Source organism: Luteococcus peritonei, assembly GCF_039526385.1.
Taxonomy (GTDB): Bacteria; Actinomycetota; Actinomycetes; order Propionibacteriales; family Propionibacteriaceae; genus Luteococcus; species Luteococcus peritonei.
Genome location: NZ_BAAAIX010000037.1, coordinates 26,108 through 46,918, shown reverse-complemented (window position 1 = coordinate 46,918; position 20,811 = coordinate 26,108). Strand labels below are relative to the sequence as shown.

Below are 20,811 nucleotides of genomic sequence, written 5' to 3'. Positions count from 1 at the left end.
GCCATGCGCGCACTCGTCTTCGACCTGGGTGGCCCGCTGGTCACCGAGACCCACCAGCTCCCGCCGGTCGTGGCCGGTCTGGGGGCGCAGCCGCCCGCCGGGCACCAGGCCTACTGGGAGACCCGGCTGGGCTACGACGCCGGCACCACCTCCGAGGTGGACTACTGGAGCGGCGTCGCGGGACGCCCCGTCGAGCAGGCGGAGGCCGAGGAACTGGGCCGTCAGGACGCGGCCTACTGGACCAGCATCCGGCCCGAGGCGGAGCAGCTGCTGCGTGAGGTGAGGGCCACCGGAACCCCGCTGTGGGTGCTCTCCAACGCCCCCGCCCTGATCGAGCCGGCCATCGACGCCGCCGGCTGGCGCAGCCAGGTCAGCGGCCGCTTCGTCTCCGGCGTGCTGGGCCTGCTCAAGCCCGACGAGGCGATCTACGCCCACGTCGAGCAGGAGCTGGGCCTGCCGGGCAGCGAGCTCGCCTTCATCGACGACCGCCCCGCCAACCTGGACGCCGCGGCCGCCCACGGCTGGACCACCCACCTGTACGTCGACGACGCCGACACCCGCGCCTGGCTCGTCGAGCTGGGGGTCCTGCCGGGCTGACCGGCCCCCGACCGAGGACATGCCGGACCAACCGAGGCGACGAGGGCCGCTCCCCTGCTGGGGAACGGCCCTCGTCGGTGCGTGGAGCGGTGCGAGACCTCAGTGGGCCTTCTGCACCGTGATGGTCCAGCCGAAGTCGTCGGCCTTCTTGAACTCGGTGACCGGGTAGCCCGACTCGGCGGCCCACTCGGGGATGGACTCGGTGGCCTGGGTGCAGTCGAAGTTGATCACCAGCTCGTCGCCGACGCTCAGGGTCTTGATGGCCTGCTTGGCCTCGATCAGCGGGAAGGGGCAGACCTCGCCGCCGGTCTCCAGGACGTGCTTCGCCATTGTCTTCTCCTCGTGGTTGTGGTGGTTGTGGTTGATCAGGCGGGGACGGCCACGGCGACGGGGCGTCGCGCGGGGCTCTTGCGGCCGACGGGCAGGAAGATGCGGCTGCCGATGCCGACGCCGAGCAGGGTGAAGGCGAAGGCCAGCCACCCTTGGTAGGTGAACTGCGAGCTCTCCACCATCGAGTTGCCGATGGTGCAGCCGCCGGCCCAGGCGGCGCCGACGCCCATGCCCAGGCCACCGCCCAGCGAGCGCAGCACGATGGTGGCGTCGGGAACGCGCACCTTGAACTCGCCGGAGGCCTTGGCGGCGATGAAGCTGCCCACCAGGATGCCCACCACCAGGAAGACGCCCCAGTCGATGCGGTCCGGGTTGCCGGTGACCAGCCAGGCGGTCAGGTTGGCCGACGGGGTGGTGATGCCCAGGCCGGACTCACGGCCCGAGGCGAAGCTCAGCGGGTAGGCGGCGATCGCGATCAGGCCGATGATGACGGCGGTCACGAAGGGGTGCCAGCGCTTCTCGAAGAGCAGGTGGGACAGGCCGGTGCGCTGCGCCGGCAGGGCGGCCATGGCGGTGGAGCGCTTCAGCTCGCGACGCACCAGGACGGCGACGATGGCCACCAGCAGGGCCACCAGCACCCAGGCCGAGATGCCCAGCGAATCGTGGATGGTGGTCACCGGGACGGTGACCTCGCGCAGCGTGGTGTTGAGCTGCTTCAGGGCGCCGAACTTCATCATCGCGGCCGCCAGCGCATAGCCGGCCAGGGCGATCCAGGAGCCGACCAGGCCTTCGCCGGCGCGGTACCAGGTGCCGGTGGCGCAGCCGCCCGCGGCGACGATGGAGACGCCGAAGATCAGCGAGCCCACCACGACGGCCAGCCAGGGCAGCGGGCTGAAGCTGAGCTGGATGACGCCAGTGGACTGCAGGATGGCGACGCCGACGCTCTGCACGGCGATGGTGATCAGGAAGGCCACCAGCCAGCGCGTCTTGTGCGCGATCCAGACGTCACGGAAGGCACCGGTGACGCAGAAACGGCCGCGCTGCAGCACGAAGCCGAAGATGATTCCCAGCAGGAGTCCTGTGTAGACCATGCTCTTTTTCCTCTTGTTTTCCTTGTGGGGTGGGCGTGCCGACGCGTCGGGGCGCGGCATGACGCGGGCGCACGGCGGTGCCGGGGCAGCTGCGTCGGGGCCGGAGGGCGCACGGGGGCACTCCGGGGGCGGCCGTCAGTGACGGTCCGCAGGGCTGCGCTCAGTGACAGGCGCAGCGCTCGGGACAGCGGCACAGCGGGCGGCACTCGCGGAGCGCGGCCAGCGGGCTGCAGGCGCCGACGACCCGGTGCGCGCCAGCCACCGAGGCGCCCACGGGGGCGGTCCGGTCGAGGTGCTGGCGCATGGTCACGAGGCTCCTGGTGCAGGGTGCTGTCCTGGGTGCAACGCTACTGGACGCTGCGGCATTCCCGTCGCCATGGATCAATCGTGGTCACGGATTGCCCGTGCTGCAGGGGGTTGCGCGGGTTCACCACCAGGCGCGGGTGGTCTCCGTCGGCCCGTCCAGCTCGGTGAAGCCGGCGTCCACCACGTGCACCCGGCCGGCATCGGCGGCCCAGCGCTGCTCGTCGACCCCCTCCACCATCACCCGGTGGCCGTCTGCGGCCCAGCGTTGCCGCATCGGCTCGTCCATGGCCTCCCAGGCGAGCTGCGCGGCGTGGGCGCACTGGGCAGCGGCCTTGCCGGTGGTCATCGTGATCAACGGGCTGATCCCCACCCGCACCAGGGCCTCGGTGCTGGCGCTGGGCAGCTCGTCGGACAGCTCGGTGCCGCTGACCTGCAGCTTGTTGAGCCGCGGGTCCAGCGGACGGACCGGGCCGGGGACGAAGGCCCGGGCGGCCGCGAGGTTGCGTCCGGGCACCTGCTGCTCGACGCTCACCCCGTCGACGCCCTGCACCTCCTGCCAGCGCACCTGGCCGCGGGCCCGGCGCACCAGCTTGCGGATCCTGCCGTCGCGCCAGAAGTCGACGGCCTCGCGCCACTGCCCGGTGCGGGCAGCCTCGCTGGCCAGCAGCTCGACGACGGCCCGGGCCGCGGCCTCGCAGGTGTCCACGTGGCTGGCGGGCTGGTGCTTGTCGTAGAGGACGGCCAGCTGCATCGCCCACGGGACCTCGTGGTCGGTGTGGCCGTCGATCGGCGAGGCCTCGCTCACGAGCGGCGTCCCAGCAGTCGGGAGATCAGGTCGAGCTCCTCACGGCCGATGTTTTCCATACCGGCCACCCTAGTCCGGCCGTCGGCAGGCCGGATCCCAGACCTGGTGGGAAAGCGTGCCAGAGGCAGCTCTCCGCGCGGGTCACGGTCGGGTGAACGTTGTGGAAAACCTGCCGCCAGCCCTTGCCTGATCAGGCTGCTGTCAGGAAACGTTTGGCCTGTCGCGTCCCACGGACACCCGTCCGCAGCCGGGGCGTGCCCCCACCGTGCTGAACCGAGGAGTCCCCATGTTCACGTCTGGCCTGGCGCGCATCGCCGCCGCCGGCACCATCGCCGTCGCCATCGTCGCCACCGGAAGCACCGGCGCCCACGCCGGCAAGCCCGCCCCGAAGCCCAAGGCCCCCGTGGTCTGCGAGACCAGCACCACCACGCTGAACCTGCTGGGCTTCAACGACTTCCACGGCCGCATCGCGCCGTCCTCCCCCGACACCGTCGCCTTCTTCGGCACCGTCGAGGCCGCCCGGCAGGCCGCCGGCGAGGACAAGACTCTGCTGATCTCCTCCGGGGACAACGTGGGCGCTTCGCTCTTCCCCTCCGCCGTGCAGGATGACAACCCCACCATCGACATCCTCAATGCGATGGACGTGGACTCCTCCACCGTCGGCAACCACGAGCTGGACCGCGGCTGGAGCGACCTGGTGGGCCGGCTCACCGAGCGCTCCGACTTCCCCTACCTGGCCGCCAACCTCTACAAGGCCGGAACCGCCACCCCGGCCATGCCGGAGTACGCCACCTTCGAGAAGGACGGCCTCACCGTCGCCGTCGTGGGCGCCGTCACCGACGACCTGCCCAGCCTGGTGGGCACCGAGGTCTTCAAGAACGTGACCGTCGGCGACCCGGTGGCCGCCGTGAACCGCGTCACCGCCGAGCTCAGCGACGGCAACCTCGCCAACGGTGAGGCCGACGTGGTGGTGGCCAGCTACCACGAGGGCGCCGCGGTCAGCACCCCGAAGACCCTCGACGAGGCGCTGGCCAGCAAGGTCTTCTCCAACATCGTCACCAACACCTCGCCCGAGGTGGACGCCATCTTCACCGCCCACACCCACCAGAACTACGTCTGGGACGCCCCGATCGCCGGCACCGACCGCACCCGCCCGGTGGTGCAGACCGGCTCCTACGGCGCCTTCGTCGGCCAGGTGCAGCTCACCGTCGACACCTCCCAGCCCTACAAGCCCGGCAAGAACAAGGGCAAGGGCAAGGGGGCCACCAAGCCCGGGCACGCCGGCACCATCTGCTCCTACACCGCCACCAACCTGGCCGTGAAGCCCAGCAGCGAGGTTCCCGCCCTGGTGGCCGCCTACCCGCGCGTCGCCGAGGTGCAGAAGATCGTCACCGACACCCTGGCCCAGGCCAAGATCATCGGCAGCCGCGTGATCGCCACCTCCACCGCCCCGATCACCCGCGGCCTGAACGCCAACGGCAGCCTGGACAACCGCGCCACCGAGAGCACCATGAGCGACATGGTGGCGCAGATGTTCTACGACACCCTGAGCAACGGCGATCCCAACTTCATCGGCGTGCAGAACCCCGGCGGCACCCGCGCCGACCTGCCGCAGGGCGAGATCAGCTATGCCACCGCGGCCGCCGTGCTGCCCTTCGCCAACACCCTGATGACCACCCAGATCAGCGGCGCCCAGGTGAAGACCATGCTCGAGCAGCAGTGGCAGACCAATGCCGACGGCACCACGCCCTCGCGCGCCTACCTGCAGCTGGGCCTGAGCTCCAATGTCACCTACACCTACGACGAGTCCCGTCCCGCCGGTGACCGGATCACCTCGATCAGCATCAACGGCAAGCCGATCGATCCCGCCGCCACCTACACCGTGGGCTCGGGCAACTTCCTGGTCACCGGCGGCGACAACTTCCGCGTGCTGGCCCAGGGCAGCAACACCCGCGACACCGGCGCCAGCGACCTGGCCGCCTGGGTGGACTGGCTGACCACCAAGGGCACCGTCCAGCCCGACTTCGCCCGCCAGGCCGTGAGCGTCAGCCCGATGCCCACCACCCTGACCGCCGGTCAGGCCACCACCCTGACCGTGGGCGCCCCGCAGGGCGCGGTGCAGCTGGACACCCTGGACATGAAGTCCACCGCTGCTCCCGCCAACACCCAGCTGGTGGCCACCATCGGTGACGTGGAGGTGGGCACCGCGGCCGTGACCAATGGCCAGGCCACCATCACGATCACCGTCCCCGCAGGAACCCCGAAGGGCGCCGCCGTGCTGGTGATGAAGGCCGCCCCGACGGGCACCACCGTCAGCATCCCGGTGACCATCGCCTGACGGTCACTGCCTGACGACCTGCGGTGCCCCGGGACCTCCTGGTCCCGGGGCACCGTCCTGTCCGCGTCCGTCCGAGGATCGACCTGAAACCGCCACGATGGCTGGCCGGACTCCTTCCCCGATCACGGCCCGGAGAGCCGCATCACCCCCGTTTGCAGCCGCATCACCCCCGTTGCAGCCGCATCACCCCCGTTGCAGCAGGGGCGACGTGGCACCAACGGCCGTGATGCCGCGCCGGCGTCGGGCATCCAGCAGCATCAACCAGAATCCGCCACGATTCGCGCCCGAAGGCGCAGTGGAACCTGCCAAGCCTGCAGATCCTGGCGGATTCTGGTCAATGGTCGCCCCACCCGGTCCGGCCCGGGCCCGGCCGGCAGACCATGGACAATGAATGTCACAGTTTGGTGGCCGTAGTCCCCCACCAAACTGTGACACTGATGCCCGGGCCTCATTCGCGCCGCCGGATCACCCCGTCGTCCACGATGGCTGGCCGGACTCCTTCCACGATGGCTGGCCGGACTCCTTCCCCGATCACGGCCCGGAGAGCCGCATCACCCCCGTTGCAGCCGCATCACCCCCGTCGCAGCAGGGGCGACATGGCACCAACGGCCGTGATGGCACGCCGGAGCCGGCGGCGCGACCGGAGCACGAGGGCGCGGTCAACCCAGCGGGGCTCGACGCGTGGGGCAGCTCATGCAGCGAGGGCCGCCCCGGCCGCGGCCCAGCTCGTCGCCGGGCACGTCGACCACCTCGATGCCGTTCTCGGCCAGGAAGCGACGGGTGAGCACATTGCGCTGGTAGCCCACCACGACGCCGGGTGCCAGGGCCAGCACATTGCAGGCGTCGTTCCACTGCTCGCGCTGCGCCACCAGCGGGTCGTGCGGCGGGGTGAGCAGCCGCACCCGGTCCACCCCGAGCGCCTCGGCCAGCACAGCCGGGAAGTCCTCGGGATCGTTGCGGGTGATCGAGACCTGGTCGCCGTCGGGGCGCAGCACCCAGGTGGTGCGGTCGCCGAAGCCGGCGTAGCGGATGAAGGAGTGCTCGTCGACCATGGTCATCACGGTGTCCAGGTGCATCTGGGCACGCTCGCGCGGCATGTGCACGGCCACCAGGCAGGTGGCCGCTCCGGCTGCGAAGAGCCGTCTCGCCAGGCGCTCGGCGCCCATCGCCACGGTGCGCTCCGACAGGCCCACCAGCACCGCACCGTTGCCGGCCACCAGCACGTCGCCACCTTCCAGCGCGCCGCGCTCGTCGGGCAGGGCGCCGTGGTCCAGGGCCTCCACCTCGTCGTGCCAGACCCCGCCCCAGCGCCCCACTCCGGCGAAGCGTGGGTGCCAGCGGTAGATGGCCTCGTAGTTCAGCGCCTCGCGGCGACGGGCAGGCATGGCCATGGCGTTCACCTGCACCCGGTCGCCGACCCAGCAGGAGGTGTCACGGGTGAACAGGTGGTTGGGCAGCGGGTCGAGCACGAAGTCGTCGAGCCCCCGCGACATCACGTCCAGCGAGACCGGCTCGTCCACGCGGTCCAGCAGCTCACGTCGGGTGATGCCCGCCACCAGCAGCTGGGCCAGCTCCTGCGGCGTCATCTGCTGGGCCATGTGCTGCAGCACCTCGGCGCCTTGCGGCCCGAAGTGGTGCTCACCGAGGGCGCGGGTGATCACCGCCTCGCGGGCCTGCGGCACCTCCATGGTCTCGGCGAGCAGCTCGGACAGCTGCAGCACCTCGGCTCCGCCGCAGCGCAGCGTCTCGACGAAGGCGTCGTGCTCGGCCTGCGCCTGCTCCAGCCAGAGCAGGTCGTCGAAGAGCAGCTGGTCCATGTTGCCGGGGGTGAGCCGGGTCATCTCTGCGCCGGGACGGTGCACGATGACCTGTTGCAGGGCTCCCACCTCGGAGTCCACCTGGTAGTCCACAAGTCCTCCTCGTCGAGGCCGGCCTGACCAGCCGGTGGTGCCGAACCTACCCGCAGGATCGGCCAAAGTGTCAGACCCCTGGGGTGGGATGGAGCCATGGATGCACCCGTCGACGCGCGCCCCACACGGCTGTTCTACGTCGACGACTCTGGCGCCGAGCGCAGCGGGATCGCCACCTATTCATGGATCGAGCTGACCCTGGAGCAGTGGCGGCCGGCACTGTGCCAGGTGCTCGACTGGCGCGACGCCCTGGACGAGGCGCACGCCATCCCGAAGCAGCGCGAGCTGCACGCCGTGGAGTTCGCCAACGGTCGCGGCAACCCGTCGCTACTGGGCGACGAGTGGAACCGATGCAAGCCGCTGCGCCAGCAGGTGATGGACGAGACCTTCGCCTGCTTCGCCGGCTGGTCCTGGCTGCGTGGGGGCACCGTCTACTCGCGCAGCCGGCTCACCCGCGACGCCTTCGCCCGGGAGCGCGGCCGGGTCTACCGGGAGCTGGTGTCCCTGCTCGACGCCCGACTGGAGGCCGCCGGCGAGTGGGGGATCCTGGTGATGGACGGCGACGGGAGCGACCAGTCCTATGTCCAGGCCCACCGCGGTCTGCCGGTGCGACGTCGGGCCCTGATCGAGGACCCGTGCTTCCAGCAGTCGGCGCGCAGCCAGTGGGTGCAGGTGGCAGACCTGGTGGCCTATGCCGGCTACCAGCACCTGGCCCGGCTGCCGCACAAGCGCTTCGCCTGGGACTGGTATCCCTCCTTGGCCCCGGCCATGGCCGCGCCGGTGGAGGTCTGAGCCTCAGTAGACCTCCACCTGGGAGAGCCGGCAGGCGCCGGTGGCCAGCAGGCGCACCCCGTCGATCGGCTCGGGGCCCAGCAGGTGGGCCTGGGTCTGGTCGGCCCAACGGGAGGCGCGCGGCCTGATGCCGGCGTCCTGCCACTGGCCGGCGCGACGCACCTCGACGCGCAGCGCCGGGGCCTCGAGGCCGGGGCCGGTGAGTGTCAGGTGGCTGGGCACGAAGGGCTCGTCCCAGGTGAGCGTCACCACGTCACGGGCGGCCAGCCGGGTGACGGTGCGGCCACGGTCGTCCATCAGGCTCGCGTGCCCGTCGAGGGTGGCCTCACCGGTGCGGTCACGCTGCCAGCTGCGCGGCTCGCCACTGGCGGTGGAGGCGCTCCACGGCCGGGTGCCGGCGCCCCAGCTGGACGGCTCGGGGCCCAGCTCGAACTCCAGCAGGGCGTCGCCGCGCAACATCTCGGTGGGGATGGTCACCGCATTCCAACGCTCGCCGTTGACCCGCAGCGACTGGATGTAGCGGTGCTCGATGCCGGTGGCTCGGATCTCCAGCCGGCTGCCGTCGGCCCGATTCCAGGCAAGCTTCGCGAACAGCGGCGCGGTGATCGCCAGCTCTCCCCCGCCGACGTAGAGCGGGAACAGTCCCATGGCCAGCAGCAGCCAGTAGCCGCTCATCTCGCCGTTGTCCTCGTCGCCGGGATAGCCCTGGCCGATCTCGGAACCCACGAACTTCTTGTCCAGCAGCTCGCGGGTGAGCCACTGCGTCTTGTGGGGCTGCCCGGCGAACAGGTACATGAAGGGGATGTGGTGGGCGGGCTGGTTGCTGATCGCCAGCTGCCCGATGCCGTCAGCCTGCGCCTCGTTCATCTCCTGGGTGTTGTAGCTGTAGCTGCCCCACATCGAGGGACGGGTGGTGGCCGGGGTGGCCAGCATCTCGTCGAGCTTGCGGCCCAGGGCCGCCTCGCCGCCGAACTGGCGGGCCTGGGCGGCGCCGTCGTGCGGGGCGTGGAAGGCCTGACCCCAGGCATTGGTCTCGGTGTAGTCGTGGCCCCAGTGGCGCGGGTCGAAGTCGGCAGGCTCGACGCGGAAACGCCCGTCGGGACGCCGGCCCAGGTAGAAGCCCACCCGCGGGTCGAACATCTGCTGGTGCACCAGGCCACGGTTGGCGAACCAGGCCTCGTTGGCCTCGAACTCGGCCAGCCGGTCCACCAGCTGCTGCTCCTGGCCCTGCAGCAGGCCCGGGCGCTCCCCCAGCAGCGAGCGGGCGCGGGCGGCGAGCCGTCCCGACCACAGCGAGAGCGCCGCGTCGCCGCAGGCATTGTCCATGGTCCAGGCCAGACCCTCCTCGGTGTCGGTGTCGATCCAGCCGACGAAGCGGCCGTGACCGATGCCCTTGCGTCCGGTGAGCGCGGAGTCCGAGGGGACGCTGGCATTGCGCAGCGCCGAGTCGTAGGCCTCCAGCTCGTCGGCGGCCGAGAGGGTGCCGTGCAGCGAGGCGTCGGCGAAGACCACGTCGGAGCTGGTGCCCGGCATGCAGTCGACGTAGCCGGGCGCCGACCAGCGGGCCATCCAGCCGCCGTCGCGGTACTGCTGCAGGATGCCGCGCAGCAGCTGCGGTGCCTTCTCCGGCACCAGCAGCGAGTACAGCGGCCAGGCGGTGCGGAAGGTGTCCCAGTAGCCGTTGTTGACGTAGAGCTCGCCGTCCACCCGCTCGCAGCCGGTGCGCCGCGGTCCATGCAGCGAGGCGGGCCGGAAGGGCGAGGCATAGGCCCAGTGCGGCTCCTCGGGCGTGCCGATGTTCTCGTGGTGCTCGTTGGGCCAGCAGAACAGGGTGGCCAGGTTGCTCCAGGCGCTGACCCGTTGGTCCAGGGTGCCGCCGTCGATCTCCAGGCGCCCCAGCAGCTCGCGCCAGGCGGACTGGGCGCGTCCCGCCACGTCGTCGAAGACGTCGGAGCCCACCTCCATCTCCAGGTTGCGGCGGGCCTGCTCGACGCCCAGGAAGCTCATCGCGGCCCGCACCTCGACCACGTCCGCCTCGGTCTCCAGGATGGCGGCCTGCGGCCGGGGCAGCGGGACGGTGAGCTTGCCGAACCAGCTCTTGTGCAGCCGCTTGCCGTTGATGACCAGCCCCTCCAGCGGGCTGCGACGCTCGCGGGCGCGGTGGATCGTGGCGGGCACCGAGGTCTCGCCGTAGACATAGGCGGGCGGGCTGGGCCGGTGCAGGCCCACCACCCAGCCCTCGGCCGGGGCGACGGCGGCATGGAAGGCGACGCGGCCGTCGTCGAGCTGCTCGCAGTGCATCGAGCCCAGGAAGGGCTGGTCCAGCACGACGCCGTGGCGGCCGGGCTCGGAGAAGTTGAACTTGAAGATGGCGGCCCGCGAGGTGGGCGTCATCTCGGCCCGGATCCCGCCCTCCAGGTCAACCCGGTAGTAGTGGGGCCGGTCGATCTCGTCGTCATGGCTGAAGCCGCGCGAGCGCCGGGTGGGCGAGACGGTCATCCTCCCCTGCCAGGGCATCACCTGGAAGGCGGAGCGGTCGGCGATCCAGGGGCTGGGCTGGTGGCAGAAGGCCAGCGCCTGCAGCCGGGGGCTGGGGCCACCGTCGCGGTGCCAGCCGTAGAGCCAGTTGCGGTCGCGGCCCTCGGTGAGCGGCACCAGGAAGTTGAAGCCCTGCGGCACGCAGGTGAGCGGCAGCGCATTGCCGCGAGAGTAGAGGAAGGCGGAGTGGGTGCCGCGGGTGGTGCGCACCCGGTCCACCACGTCGGCCTGCTCGACGGGTCGGGGTGCGGGCCCGTAGGCCTGCAACCAGCCGGAGCCGGTGCGGCCGGAGGCACTGGCCAGGCGCACCTCGTGCACCTGCCGCCCCACCAGCGGTTCCAGGTCGAGCTGCAGCAGGTTCCAGTTGTCGGCCACCAGGCAGCCGCGCTCCTCGCCCCAGCGCACCAGGTGCTCGTGCTGGTCCTTGAGGTGCACCACCCCGTCGTCGGTGACCAGTTCGACGGTGACGTGGCAGCCGTCGAAGTTGGGCTCGGGCGAGTCGTTGCTGGTGGAGTCGTGCTCCAGGTCGGGGAAGAAGGCCAGCTCGTAGACCGTGCCCGGCTCCACCGTGAAGCCGTCGGCGATCCGGGTGCTGCCGCCGGAGGCCTGCTGGCGGTAGCGCCAGACCGGCCCGTGGCGCAGCCCGACGAGCGCCATCGAGGCCATCGGGCGGGTGGGTCCGGGTGAGCTGGTCAGCACCGGTCCCGTTCCTGCGGTGGTCTCGGGCATTGTTCCTCCAGCCTCGTGCTCAGGGTGCGTCAGGGCCGCACCCCGGGGTGGGCCCAGCGTAGCCGGGGCGACGCCAGACGGTGATGGGCCCCTCCTGGGCCACCGGCATGTAGCCGCGCGCGACGATCCGGTCCTGCACCACCTGCGGGGCGGGCAACGGGTAGCCCACCTCCTTCTGGCTCATGTCCAGCACGACGAAGTCGCTCTGCCGCGAGGTGAGGGTGGGCAGCGTGACCCGGTTGCTGCGGGTCAGGTGGGCCGCCAGCCGGTCGTCCACCTCGAGACAGGTGTGCGCCGGGATGTGGGCCAGCACGGCCTGCTGGTGGCGCATGATCGGCTTGGTCTGCCAGGACGACCAGGCGAGCCGGATGAAGGGGAAGTTGCGGCCGTTCACGGCCAGGTCGAAGACCGGGGTGAGCAGCAGCAGGACGGCGACGGAGCGGGCCAGCGGCCGGCGCCAGTTGCGCGGGAACCGCTCCAGGGCGTCGACGGTGGCGAAGAGCAGGATCACGAAGATCGGGCCGGAGTAGTGGAACTCCGTGGTCCACAGGTGGGTGCGCGAGCTCAGGAAGCGCTGCGCCAGCAGCGGCAGGGTGACCAGCACCAGCGGCGAGCGCAGCGGCAGCAGGGCCAGTGGCACCAGCAGGTAGAGCAGGGTGCGGGTCTTGACCCACGGAGTGAAGAAGATCTCGGCGGTGCGCAGCGGGTGCAGCAGGATGAACTTCACCGAGCTGGCGGCATCGGGGCCCAGCGCGTCATAGGTCCAGTAGGCGAACTGGCCGCTGGAGGCGAAGTGCGGCAGCACCACCTTGATCACCAGGAAGAAGACCACGGTGCCGAGGGCCACCAGCGCGCCACCCAGCAGCAGTCCCCGGCGCCGCCCCTGCCCGGGCGCGGGACGCTGCAGCATCCTCACCACGCCGAGCATGGCCAGCACCATGCCCATGTCCTCACGCACCAGCAGGAGCACCAGCGAGGCGAGGACGAAGGTGCGGTCGCTGCGTCGGTCCAGGGCATCGAGGGCGATGGCCAGCAGCGGGATGGCGAAACAGATCTCGTGGAAGTCGAAGTCCACCAGGCGTTGCAGCGGCCAGCTCAGCGCATAGCCCACCAGCAGCGCCCAGAAGATCCGGCCGCGGCCCAGGTGGCGCGCCAGGAAGCTCGCCACCACGGGGATCGACGAGGCCACCAGGGCGGCCTGCGCGATCACCAGGGTGCGGGGGTCGTCCCAGATCCAGTAGAGCGGTGCCAGCACGGCCAGGATCGGGTGGAAGTGGTCGCCGAGCAGGTTGTAGTGGTCACCCTTGAGCGGCACCAGCGGCGACTCGAAGTGGGAGTAGCGGCGCACCGCCTGGTCGAAGATGCCCAGGTCGTAACCGGCCGACAGGAACTGCGGGTAGCGGGTCAGCGAGTAGAAGGCATAGAGCCCGAAGACCGCCAGGCTGAACCACGCCACGGCGGGGATCCGGGAGAGCCGGCCGCCGGCACGACGGGGGGCGGGATGGCTCATGGCGGCCAGTCTAGGGGCGGCCCGGCCGCGACATGGGACGTCCTGGTGGCCCAGACCTGTCAGCGAGGCAGGAAAAATGTCTTCCCCGCTCCCTGAGGGTTTTGGCGGGTCATTAGGCCTTCTGCCCGGTCCCGTGTAGTGTTGAAGCCAGTTGTTGAAGTACCAGTACCCGCACGACGAACGGTTTTCGGCCCCAGGCCAAGGCTGTTTTCTGGACGGTTCAAGGTTTCACACAGCTACGGCCGGTTCGACAGTCGATCCGGTCAGCACCCAGAAAACAGGAGTAATTATGACTACCGGCATCGTCAAGTGGTTCAACGCTGAAAAGGGCTTCGGCTTCATCGCTCCCGAGGACGGCTCCGCCGACGTGTTCGCACACTTCAGCGCCATCCAGGGCTCGGGCTTCAAGACCCTCAACGAGAACGACCGCGTCGAGTTCGAGGTTGTCCAGGGCCCCAAGGGCGCCCAGGCTGCCGACATCCGCGTCATCGGCTGACACCAGCTTCCACAACCGCCCATCCGGCTTCGGCCGGGTGGGCGGTTGTCTTTTTCCCGACGAATTTCTCAGACCACTGCAGAACCGAACTCATTCCACCCCACCCGCAACGGTGGGAATGTGAGCGAAGTTCCGGCCCGTATTTGCTTGAACCATAAAATTCATCTGCCCTGCGCGACGAAAGCCGACGGCCCCACCGGAAATCCGGTGGGGCCGTCGTGGTGGGTCGGTCGTCACGTGACTCAGAAGCGTCCCTGCTCGATCAGGTGGGTGCGCTCCTTCTGCAGCGCCACGTCGCGGGGGTAGATCTTGTAGAACATGAACCAGAGCACCGCGTTGAGGATGTAGGGGATGGTGACGAAGTAGAGCAGCGCCCGCTGCAGACCGAACTGGTCGGCCATCCAGCCGGTGGCCAGCGAGTAGACCGCCGTGAGGAAGCCCTGCACCAGGCTGAAGAGCACCGCGAAGCCGGTGGCCGAGAGCTGCTTGGGAGTCACCGAGGAGACCATCGGCAGCACGCAGCCGGAGAAGCCGATCGAGAAGACCAGGCCCAGGCAGAAGGCCACGACGTAGTAGGCGTGGTAGCTGAACTTCACCTGGAAGGCGATGAAGGTCATGGCCGCGAAGCACAGGGCGTAGATCTGGAAGAGCAGGATGCGGCCCTTGTCGCCGAACTTGCGCTGGAACAGGTCGCCCAGGAAGCCGCCGAGGAAGGCCGAGCAGAGCATGCCCAGCTGCATGATCGTGTACAGGTAGGAGGCATTCTTGACGCCGAAGCCCAGGTCCTTGGCCCAGAACTTGGCCTGGAAGCCGAACATCACCAGCGAGGTGATCAGCGGGAGCATCACGGCCATGCCCACCAGCGTCGGGATCTTGAACAGCTTGGCGGCATCGGACCACTTGAAGAAGCCGGCATCGGGGTCGTCGGCGATCCGCTCGGTGCCGCGCTCCGGCTCCTTGACGAAGATCAGGATCAGGATGCCCGAGATGATCGACAGGGCGCCCATCGCGAACATGGCATAGCGCCAGCCGTCGGGATTGTCGCCGAACTGGCCCAGCGCCGGGGTGAGGGCCATGCCGATGAAGGAGGAGACGCCGCGCACCGTGCCGAAGGCCTTGCCCCGCTCGCTCTTCGCGTAGAGCGAGCCCAGCAGGCCGTTCATGATCGGCTCGGAGGCGACGGTGCCCACCAGTGAGATGCCGTAGAGCACCAGCAGCTGGTTCCAGGTCTGCGCGAAACCGGTGGCCAGGGTCCACAGGCCCCACAGGCCGGTGACGATGAACAGGATCTTCTTGCGTCCGAAGCGGTCGGCGGCGATCGCCCAGGCCGGGCCGAAGAGCATCCGGGCGAAGTTGCCCAGCGAGTTCAGCAGGCCCAGTGCGCTGTTGCCCACCTCGAAGGCGGTCATGATCTGGGGGAAGAAGACCTTGGAGACGCCGCCCTCGGTGTTGTCGATGGACTGCGCGGTGGCCAGCGAGACGGCCGCCATGGTGCGGCCCTGGGGCCGGACGAAGTCGGCCTCCTCGTCGACCGGCACATAGGACACGCCGCCCGGGCTGGCGGGGACGGCCACCAGGTCCTCCTGGCCGGGGACCTGGGTGATGGAGGGATTCTCCGGAAGTTGGTGCGTCATCGTTGACCTTTCGCGTCGCGTCGTTGCGGCTGGGTCAACTCTGGGGTCCGCACCAGCAGCCTGATCCGGGTTGCCAACTATTGCTTTGCCAGTCGCTGTGCGAATCGGGACGAGCATCGCCCCGGGCCGCGGTGAGGCGCGGCCCGGGGCGATGGACAGTGGGTGGTCGTCGCAGGATCTGGCTCAGAACTTGCCCTGCTCGATCAGGCGGGTGCGCTCGGCCTGACGGGCGACATCACGGGGGTAGATCCGGTAGAAGATGAACCAGTAGACGGCGTTCAGGGCGTAGGGGATGGTGACGAACCAGAAGAGCGTCTTCTGCAGGCCGATGTCGTCGGCGATGTGGCCCACGAAGATCGAGATCGTCGCGGTCAGGAAGCCCTGGATCAGGCTGAAGAGCACCGCGAAGCTGGTGGCCGAGAGCTGCTTGGGGCAGACGCTGGAGACCATCGGCAGCACGCAGCCGGAGAAGCCGATCGAGAAGATCAGGCCCAGCAGGAAGACCACCACGTAGTAGATGCCGCGTCCCCAGCTCACCTGGAAGGCCAGGAAGGTCATGGCCGCGAAGGTGAGTGCATAGAGCTGGAAGAGGGCGACGCGTCCCTTGTGGCCCATCTTGCGGACGAAGAAGTCGGCCAGGAAGCCACCCAGGAAGGCCGAGAGCATCGAGCCGGCCTGGAAGATCGTGTAGAGGTAGGCGGCATTCTTCACGCCGTATCCCAGCTCGACGGCCCAGTACTTGCCCATGAAACCGAACAGGACCATGGAGGTGATCAGCGGGAGCATGAAGGCGGTGGCCGTGATGGTGGGGATCTTGAAGAGCTTGGCCGCGTCGGAGAGCTTGAACATGCCCGCATCCGGGTCGTCGCTGATGCGCTCGGCCTTCTCCGGCTCCTTGACGAAGGCCAGGATCAGCAGGCCGGAGACGATGGACAGCACGCCCATCACCATCATCGCGTAGCGCCAGCCGTTCGGGTTGTCGCCCAGCTGGCCGATCGCCGGGGTGAGGGCCATGCCCAGCAGCGAGGAGGTGCCGCGGATGGCGCCGAAGGCCTTGCCCCGCTCCGACTTGCGGTACAGCGAGCCGAGCAGGCCGTTGACGATGGGCTCCGAGGCGACCGTGCCCACCAGTGAGATGCCGTAGAGCACCAGCAGCTGGTTCCAGGTCTGCGCGAAACCGGTCGCGACGGTCCACAGGCCCCACAGGCCGGTGACGATGAACAGGATCTTCTTGCGGCCGAAGCGGTCGGCGGCCATCGCCCAGACCGGGCCGAAGATCATCCGGGCGTACATGCTGAGCGCATTGATCAGGCCGAGCCCGGCGTTGCCGACGCCGAAGGCCACCATGATCTGGGGGAAGAAGGTCTTGGAGATGCCACCCTCGGAGTTGTCGATGGCCTGGCTGGTGCCCAGGGCGAAGACCGCCTTGCCGCGGCCGGGAGGCTGGACGAAGTCGCGGTCCTCCTGGGCCTCCTCGTCCACCGGGACATAGGCGGCACCGGTGGTGGGGCTGACCGCCACCAGGTCCTCCTGGTCCGGGAGCTGGGTGATCGACGGGTTCCCGTCGGGATGGCTGAGGGTCATGGAAAAGCCTTTCGCTGTGCGCCGTTGCCCAGTGGTGAGGCCCGGTCATTACGACATCGGGTAGTGCTTCCAGCGTGCGGGCGGGGTCGACGCCGCGGCCTGCACTTGCCGGAAGTTGGCCGCGCCTGACCGCTTGGAAGGCACAGCCGGGCAGCCTGCGAACACCGGCGGGCGGCAGTGGATGGATGCGGCATGATCGAGGACATGGTTGATCTCGAGTCCCTGTCCCCCGACGCCCTGCGAGCTCGCGGCAGCATGAAGTGGAACCGCTTCGGTGCCGACGTCCTGCCGATGTGGGTGGCGGAGATGGACTACCCCATGGCGCCGGCGGTGCTGGAGGCGGTGCGACGCACCGTCGAGCGCGACGGCTTCGGCTATGCCCACGTCGACCAGCGCGTTCCCGAGGCCTTCGCCGACTTCGCTGCCCGTCGCCTGGGGATGCAGGTCAACCCCGAGTGGACCACCGTCGTGCCCCACGTGCTCTCCGGCATCGAGTGGGCGCTGGACGCGATCACCGAGCCCGGCGCCGGCGTCGTGGTGACCACGCCCGCCTACATGCACTTCCTGGAGATCCCCGGCATGATCGGCCGGCCCGTGGTGGACGTGCCGCTGCTGGAGGACCGCGGCGCCACCGACGTCGCCAGCCGCTGGAGCCTCGACCTGGAGGGCATCGAGAAGGCCTTCGCCAACGGGGCCCGCAGCATGATCCTGTGCCAGCCGTACAACCCGGTGGGCAAGGTCTTCAGCCGCGAGGAGCTGGCCGGCATCGCCGAGATCGTCGAGCGGCACGGTGGCTGGGTGCTCAGCGACGAGATCCACGCCCCGCTCACCCTGCCGGGCGTCGAGCACGTCGCCTATTCCAACGTCAGCGAGGCCGCCGCCGCGCACTGCATCACGGTGACCAGCGCCTCGAAGTCCTTCTCCATGCCGGGCCTGCCCTGCGCCACCGTCACCCTGCACAGCCAGGAGGCGCACGACCACTTCCGCGGCAATGTGCACGAGGACCACCTCTACGGCGCCACCACGCTGGGCGTCGAGGCGAACATCGCGGCCTACACCCAGGGCGACGAGTGGCTCGACCAGGTGCGCGAGCACATCGCGAGCAACACCGCCCGGCTCAAGGCCTTCACCGAGGGCCTCGACGGGGTGACCTACACCGCGGCCGAGGCCACCTACCTGGCCTGGATCGACTTCCGCGAGGCCGGCATCCCCGGCGACCCGGCCGACTTCCTGCGCGAGCAGGGCAAGGTGGCACTGAACTCCGGGCCCGCCTTCGGGCCCGTGGGCCAGGGCTTCGCGCGGATGAACCTGGCCACCACCACCGAGCTGCTGGAGGACGGGCTGGAGCGGATCCGCACCGCGCTGGCCAGCCTCTGAGCCGACGCACGGCTGCCGGCTTCCTGGGCCGGCAGCCGTGCCGGCTCCCTCGCGTCCCCGTGGCTGCGGCTCCACAGGGTCGACGCGGTGTCAGTCGACGCTGCCCAGCCGGAACTCGTCCAGCAGCCGGGGCGGCGTCGCGGGGTCACGCACGTCCGCGACCCACGAGCTGACCGTGCCACGGCCACTGTCCAGGCACTGCACCACCACATGGTCATTGCTGGCGACGAAGGGCTGGCCCGGCGCAAGGCCACCCTCGCTGGGCAGCACCGGCTCCAGGCCGCCGGGATCCCCCATGGCGACGTGGTCCTTGGCCGGCCACGGCGCCCCCGGTGCCGGACGGGCCAGGCCCGAGGCGGGATGGTGGGCACCGTAGGAGTTCCCGGTGTTCGACGCCTCCAGGTAGTGGGTCCGACCCCGACGGAAGCGGTTCCACAGGTGCGAGTGGCCGTTCAGCACCAGGTCCACCCCGTGCTCCTCCAGCAACGGCGCCAGCTCGTGCACCAGGGCGTCGCGCTCGATGGGGTACTCGTAGCGGATGCCCACCAGCTCGCCATCCGCATCGCGCTCCTCGACGGTCACCGGCTCCACATAGGGCGGCACCATGTTCTCGCCCAGGCCGTGCGGGCCCTCGTGCAGCTGCACCACGGTCCAGCGGCAGCGGCGTCGGGCCGGTGAGCGCAGCTCGGCCTCCAGCCAGCGGTACTGCTCCGACCCGGCGCGGATGTCGTCGAACCAGAACTCGCCGTGGGAGCGGCGCAGCGGGTCGGTGAGGGTGTCGGCCGCGTCCTGGTGACGCGAGTTGACGGTGCGCTGCGAGGGATCGGCCTGGGCCTGCGGTCCGCGCCAGGCGCGCGTGACGAACAGGGTGATCAGCCGCACCTCACCGATGCTCACCGCATAGCGCCGTACCCCGTCGCCGCCGGTGGTGGGCAAGGAGGAGAAGACCTCCTCGTAGCTGCGGGTGGAGAAGGAGTTGCGCTCGATCCAGGCCTCCCGTTCCGGCCCGTCGACGGTGGGATGCAGCCGGTCGTACTCTGCCGCGGCCACCTCGCGCGGCACGTGGGACAGGGTGGCGGCCTGCAGGTCACCCACGCCGTCGACCCGGCCCATCACCTCGTGGTTGCCGATGACGGGCCAGATCGGCACGTGCTGCAGGATGGCCGCGCCGTGGGCCACCCGACCCGCGGTGTCGGGGCGGTCACCGTGGCCCTGCATCACCGCGAAGAACGCGCTGCCGGAGCCGGAGTCGAACCACTCGCTGGTGCGGTCGGGCACGTCGGCCAGGTCTCCCACCGCCAGCACCGCGTCGAGCGGTCCCAGCACCTGCGCGGCCAGCTGGATGTTGCGGGCCACATTGGGCTTGTCCTGGTGGTCGCTGGTGAGCATCAGGCGCACCGGGTCACGGCGCGATGGCGCCGGCGCCAGCGTGTAGACCGCCGACATCACCACCTCGCCGCCGTCGCCCGAGAGAACGCGATAGGGGGTGCGACGGCCGCGGCGCAAGGGTCCCACCCGGGCCTCATGGCGATGCGCCGGTCGTGCGCTGGGCCCTGCGGGTGGCTCGGGCACCTGCGAGGCCGCATCCTCGCCCATCCGACTGGTCACCGCCGTCGAGGCGCGGAAGACCTGCAGCCCGTCGAAGGCCTGTCCGGCCGCCAGCGCGGGAAGATCCGCCTCGCTGAGCCGGTGCACGCCGCGCCCCAGCAGCACCAGGTTGGTGGCGCAGGGCCGCTCGGTGAACCAGACCACGGTGCAGGTGCGGCGTCGGGGCACCATCAGGAAGGGATCGCTGAGCAGGCGCAGGCTGCCGGTGGCGAGCTGCTGCCCGGCCGGTTCGTCGACGCGTCGTGCGGTGGTCATGCGCACCTCCTGCTGCGATCCAAGGCCGCCGCGGTGACCGAGGCGGGTCGGGTGGTTGAACGGGTGCTGAACACTCTCGCCGCAGAGCCCCTGGCTGTCTAGGGTTGGGCGCATCGACGACCGATGACGCCCGATCGACCCGGAGGATGCCATGCCGCTTCACGGACCCCTGTTCAACGACTTCCGCGAGAAGGAGTCGGAGTACCAGTTCGCCCTGCAGAACAAGAAGCTGCTGAAGGTGAACATGGCCTTCGGGCCGATCTGGGCGCGCAGCGGCTCGATGGTTGCCTACCAGGGACAGATCGCCTTCGCGAACCGTGGCTCGGGGGGTCTGGGCAAGTTCATGAAGCAGGCGGTCACCGGCGAGGGCGTGCCGCTGATGGAGTGCACCGGCAACGGCGAACTCTTCCTGGCCGACGAGGCCGCCGACGTGCAGGTGATCTACATGGAGAACGACTCGATCAGCGTGAACGGCGGCAACGTGCTGGCCTTCAGCCAGTCGATCGAGTGGGACATCCACCGGATCCAGGCCCGGGGCGCTGCCATGACCGGCGGCCTGTTCAACGTCTCGCTGCGCGGCACCGGCTTCGTGGCAATCACCACCAAGGGCGAGCCGGTGGCCCTCGACGTCTCCCAGGCCCCCACCTTCGCCGACGCCCAGGCCGTGGTGATGTGGACCAGCGGCGTGCGGATGGACGTGAAGCTGGACACCGGCGGCCTGAAGTCGATGGTGCGCGGCGGCACCGGCGAGATGCTGCAGATGGCCTTCGGCGGCCAGGGTCACGTGGTGGTGCAGCCCTGCGAGAACGTGGTGGCCACCCCCGGCGACGGCGGTGGCGGCGGCGCTGCTCGGGCCCTCGGGGACCTGTTCGGCTGAGTCCCCAGCCCGACAGTCACGGGCGCGGGAGCTC

Annotated in this window: 16 protein-coding genes; 6 read left to right on the top strand and 10 right to left on the bottom strand. The window is 70.0% G+C overall.

Features of this window, described 5'->3' with window-relative positions; genetic code table 11:
- The first annotated feature begins 3 nt into the window (after positions 1-3).
- A complete protein-coding gene (locus ABD073_RS15415) occupies positions 4-597 on the top strand; it encodes an HAD family hydrolase (RefSeq protein ID WP_343876065.1) in 594 nt (197 codons plus the stop codon).
- Between the two features lie 99 nt (positions 598-696).
- Here the strand turns inward: ABD073_RS15415 and ABD073_RS15410 are convergent, their stop codons facing one another.
- From ABD073_RS15410 to ABD073_RS15395, 4 genes are all read right to left on the bottom strand, one after another.
- Positions 697-927 carry a sulfurtransferase TusA family protein gene (locus tag ABD073_RS15410; protein ID WP_343876063.1) on the bottom strand — a complete coding sequence of 77 codons (231 nt, stop codon included), beginning with the start codon at positions 925-927 and terminating at the stop codon, positions 697-699.
- Positions 928-962: 35 nt separating this feature from the next.
- Complete coding sequence (locus tag ABD073_RS15405) at positions 963-2,018, bottom strand: YeeE/YedE family protein (RefSeq protein WP_343876062.1); 1,056 nt, start codon at positions 2,016-2,018, stop codon at positions 963-965.
- Positions 2,019-2,178: 160 nt separating this feature from the next.
- Entirely contained in the window at positions 2,179-2,328 is a 150-nt protein-coding gene (locus ABD073_RS15400; protein WP_343876060.1) for a hypothetical protein, read from the bottom strand.
- Positions 2,329-2,445: 117 nt separating this feature from the next.
- Positions 2,446-3,075, bottom strand: a complete 630-nt coding sequence (locus ABD073_RS15395) for a peptidyl-tRNA hydrolase (protein ID WP_343876084.1) — start codon at positions 3,073-3,075, stop codon at positions 2,446-2,448.
- Positions 3,076-3,415: 340 nt separating this feature from the next.
- Here ABD073_RS15395 and ABD073_RS15390 point away from each other — a divergent pair, with 340 nt between their 5' ends.
- Positions 3,416-5,467, top strand: a complete 2,052-nt coding sequence (locus ABD073_RS15390) for a bifunctional metallophosphatase/5'-nucleotidase (protein WP_343876059.1) — start codon at positions 3,416-3,418, stop codon at positions 5,465-5,467.
- 659 nt (positions 5,468-6,126) lie between these two features.
- On the opposite strand, the gene ABD073_RS15385 is transcribed toward ABD073_RS15390, so the two are convergent.
- Positions 6,127-7,377, bottom strand: coding sequence for an arginine deiminase (locus ABD073_RS15385; RefSeq protein ID WP_343876057.1), 1,251 nt, complete (start codon positions 7,375-7,377; stop codon positions 6,127-6,129).
- A 96-nt stretch (positions 7,378-7,473) separates the two neighbouring features.
- Here ABD073_RS15385 and ABD073_RS15380 point away from each other — a divergent pair, with 96 nt between their 5' ends.
- Positions 7,474-8,169, top strand: coding sequence for a DUF3800 domain-containing protein (locus ABD073_RS15380; RefSeq protein ID WP_343876055.1), 696 nt, complete (start codon positions 7,474-7,476; stop codon positions 8,167-8,169).
- 3 nt (positions 8,170-8,172) lie between these two features.
- Here ABD073_RS15380 and ABD073_RS15375 read toward each other — a convergent pair whose 3' ends face one another.
- Positions 8,173-11,436 carry a GH92 family glycosyl hydrolase gene (locus ABD073_RS15375; RefSeq protein ID WP_343876054.1) on the bottom strand — a complete coding sequence of 1,088 codons (3,264 nt, stop codon included), beginning with the start codon at positions 11,434-11,436 and terminating at the stop codon, positions 8,173-8,175.
- Positions 11,437-11,455: 19 nt separating this feature from the next.
- On the bottom strand, positions 11,456-12,946 hold the full coding sequence (locus ABD073_RS15370; protein ID WP_343876053.1) for a DUF2079 domain-containing protein: 1,491 nt from the start codon (positions 12,944-12,946) through the stop codon (positions 11,456-11,458).
- Positions 12,947-13,235: 289 nt separating this feature from the next.
- On the opposite strand from ABD073_RS15370, the gene ABD073_RS15365 reads away from it, so the two are divergent.
- Positions 13,236-13,442 carry a cold-shock protein gene (locus ABD073_RS15365; RefSeq protein ID WP_342090287.1) on the top strand — a complete coding sequence of 69 codons (207 nt, stop codon included), beginning with the start codon at positions 13,236-13,238 and terminating at the stop codon, positions 13,440-13,442.
- A gap of 242 nt (positions 13,443-13,684) precedes the next feature.
- Here ABD073_RS15365 and ABD073_RS15360 read toward each other — a convergent pair whose 3' ends face one another.
- Both ABD073_RS15360 and ABD073_RS15355 read right to left on the bottom strand, forming a co-directional pair.
- Entirely contained in the window at positions 13,685-15,076 is a 1,392-nt protein-coding gene (locus tag ABD073_RS15360; protein ID WP_343876050.1) for an MFS transporter, read from the bottom strand.
- A 183-nt stretch (positions 15,077-15,259) separates the two neighbouring features.
- On the bottom strand, positions 15,260-16,660 hold the full coding sequence (locus ABD073_RS15355) for an MFS transporter (RefSeq protein ID WP_343876048.1): 1,401 nt from the start codon (positions 16,658-16,660) through the stop codon (positions 15,260-15,262).
- A gap of 192 nt (positions 16,661-16,852) precedes the next feature.
- On the opposite strand from ABD073_RS15355, the gene ABD073_RS15350 reads away from it, so the two are divergent.
- Positions 16,853-18,037: a MalY/PatB family protein gene (locus ABD073_RS15350; RefSeq protein ID WP_343876047.1), complete on the top strand. Its 1,185-nt coding sequence runs from the start codon at positions 16,853-16,855 to the stop codon at positions 18,035-18,037.
- 90 nt (positions 18,038-18,127) lie between these two features.
- Here ABD073_RS15350 and ABD073_RS15345 read toward each other — a convergent pair whose 3' ends face one another.
- Positions 18,128-19,900 (bottom strand): metallophosphoesterase family protein, encoded by a 1,773-nt coding sequence (locus tag ABD073_RS15345; RefSeq protein WP_343876045.1) that lies wholly within the window; start codon positions 19,898-19,900, stop codon positions 18,128-18,130.
- 151 nt (positions 19,901-20,051) lie between these two features.
- On the opposite strand from ABD073_RS15345, the gene ABD073_RS15340 reads away from it, so the two are divergent.
- On the top strand, positions 20,052-20,777 hold the full coding sequence (locus tag ABD073_RS15340) for an AIM24 family protein (RefSeq protein WP_343876044.1): 726 nt from the start codon (positions 20,052-20,054) through the stop codon (positions 20,775-20,777).
- Positions 20,778-20,811 lie beyond the last annotated feature (34 nt).

Excerpts from the sequence above, each read along its gene's own strand:
- ABD073_RS15370 (WP_343876053.1), bottom strand. The coding sequence starts at position 12,946 with ATGAGCCATCCCGCCCCCCGTCGTGCCGGCGGCCGGCTCTCCCGGATC.
- ABD073_RS15365 (WP_342090287.1), top strand. The coding sequence starts at position 13,236 with ATGACTACCGGCATCGTCAAGTGGTTCAACGCTGAAAAGGGCTTCGGC.
- ABD073_RS15355 (WP_343876048.1), bottom strand. The coding sequence starts at position 16,660 with ATGACCCTCAGCCATCCCGACGGGAACCCGTCGATCACCCAGCTCCCG.
- ABD073_RS15395 (WP_343876084.1), bottom strand. The coding sequence starts at position 3,075 with ATGCAGCTGGCCGTCCTCTACGACAAGCACCAGCCCGCCAGCCACGTG.
- ABD073_RS15375 (WP_343876054.1), bottom strand. The coding sequence starts at position 11,436 with ATGCCCGAGACCACCGCAGGAACGGGACCGGTGCTGACCAGCTCACCC.
- ABD073_RS15350 (WP_343876047.1), top strand. The coding sequence starts at position 16,853 with ATGATCGAGGACATGGTTGATCTCGAGTCCCTGTCCCCCGACGCCCTG.
- ABD073_RS15340 (WP_343876044.1), top strand. The coding sequence starts at position 20,052 with ATGCCGCTTCACGGACCCCTGTTCAACGACTTCCGCGAGAAGGAGTCG.
- ABD073_RS15410 (WP_343876063.1), bottom strand. The coding sequence starts at position 927 with ATGGCGAAGCACGTCCTGGAGACCGGCGGCGAGGTCTGCCCCTTCCCG.
- ABD073_RS15405 (WP_343876062.1), bottom strand. The coding sequence starts at position 2,018 with ATGGTCTACACAGGACTCCTGCTGGGAATCATCTTCGGCTTCGTGCTG.
- ABD073_RS15360 (WP_343876050.1), bottom strand. The coding sequence starts at position 15,076 with ATGACGCACCAACTTCCGGAGAATCCCTCCATCACCCAGGTCCCCGGC.
- ABD073_RS15390 (WP_343876059.1), top strand. The coding sequence starts at position 3,416 with ATGTTCACGTCTGGCCTGGCGCGCATCGCCGCCGCCGGCACCATCGCC.
- ABD073_RS15380 (WP_343876055.1), top strand. The coding sequence starts at position 7,474 with ATGGATGCACCCGTCGACGCGCGCCCCACACGGCTGTTCTACGTCGAC.
- ABD073_RS15415 (WP_343876065.1), top strand. The coding sequence starts at position 4 with ATGCGCGCACTCGTCTTCGACCTGGGTGGCCCGCTGGTCACCGAGACC.
- ABD073_RS15345 (WP_343876045.1), bottom strand. The coding sequence starts at position 19,900 with ATGACCACCGCACGACGCGTCGACGAACCGGCCGGGCAGCAGCTCGCC.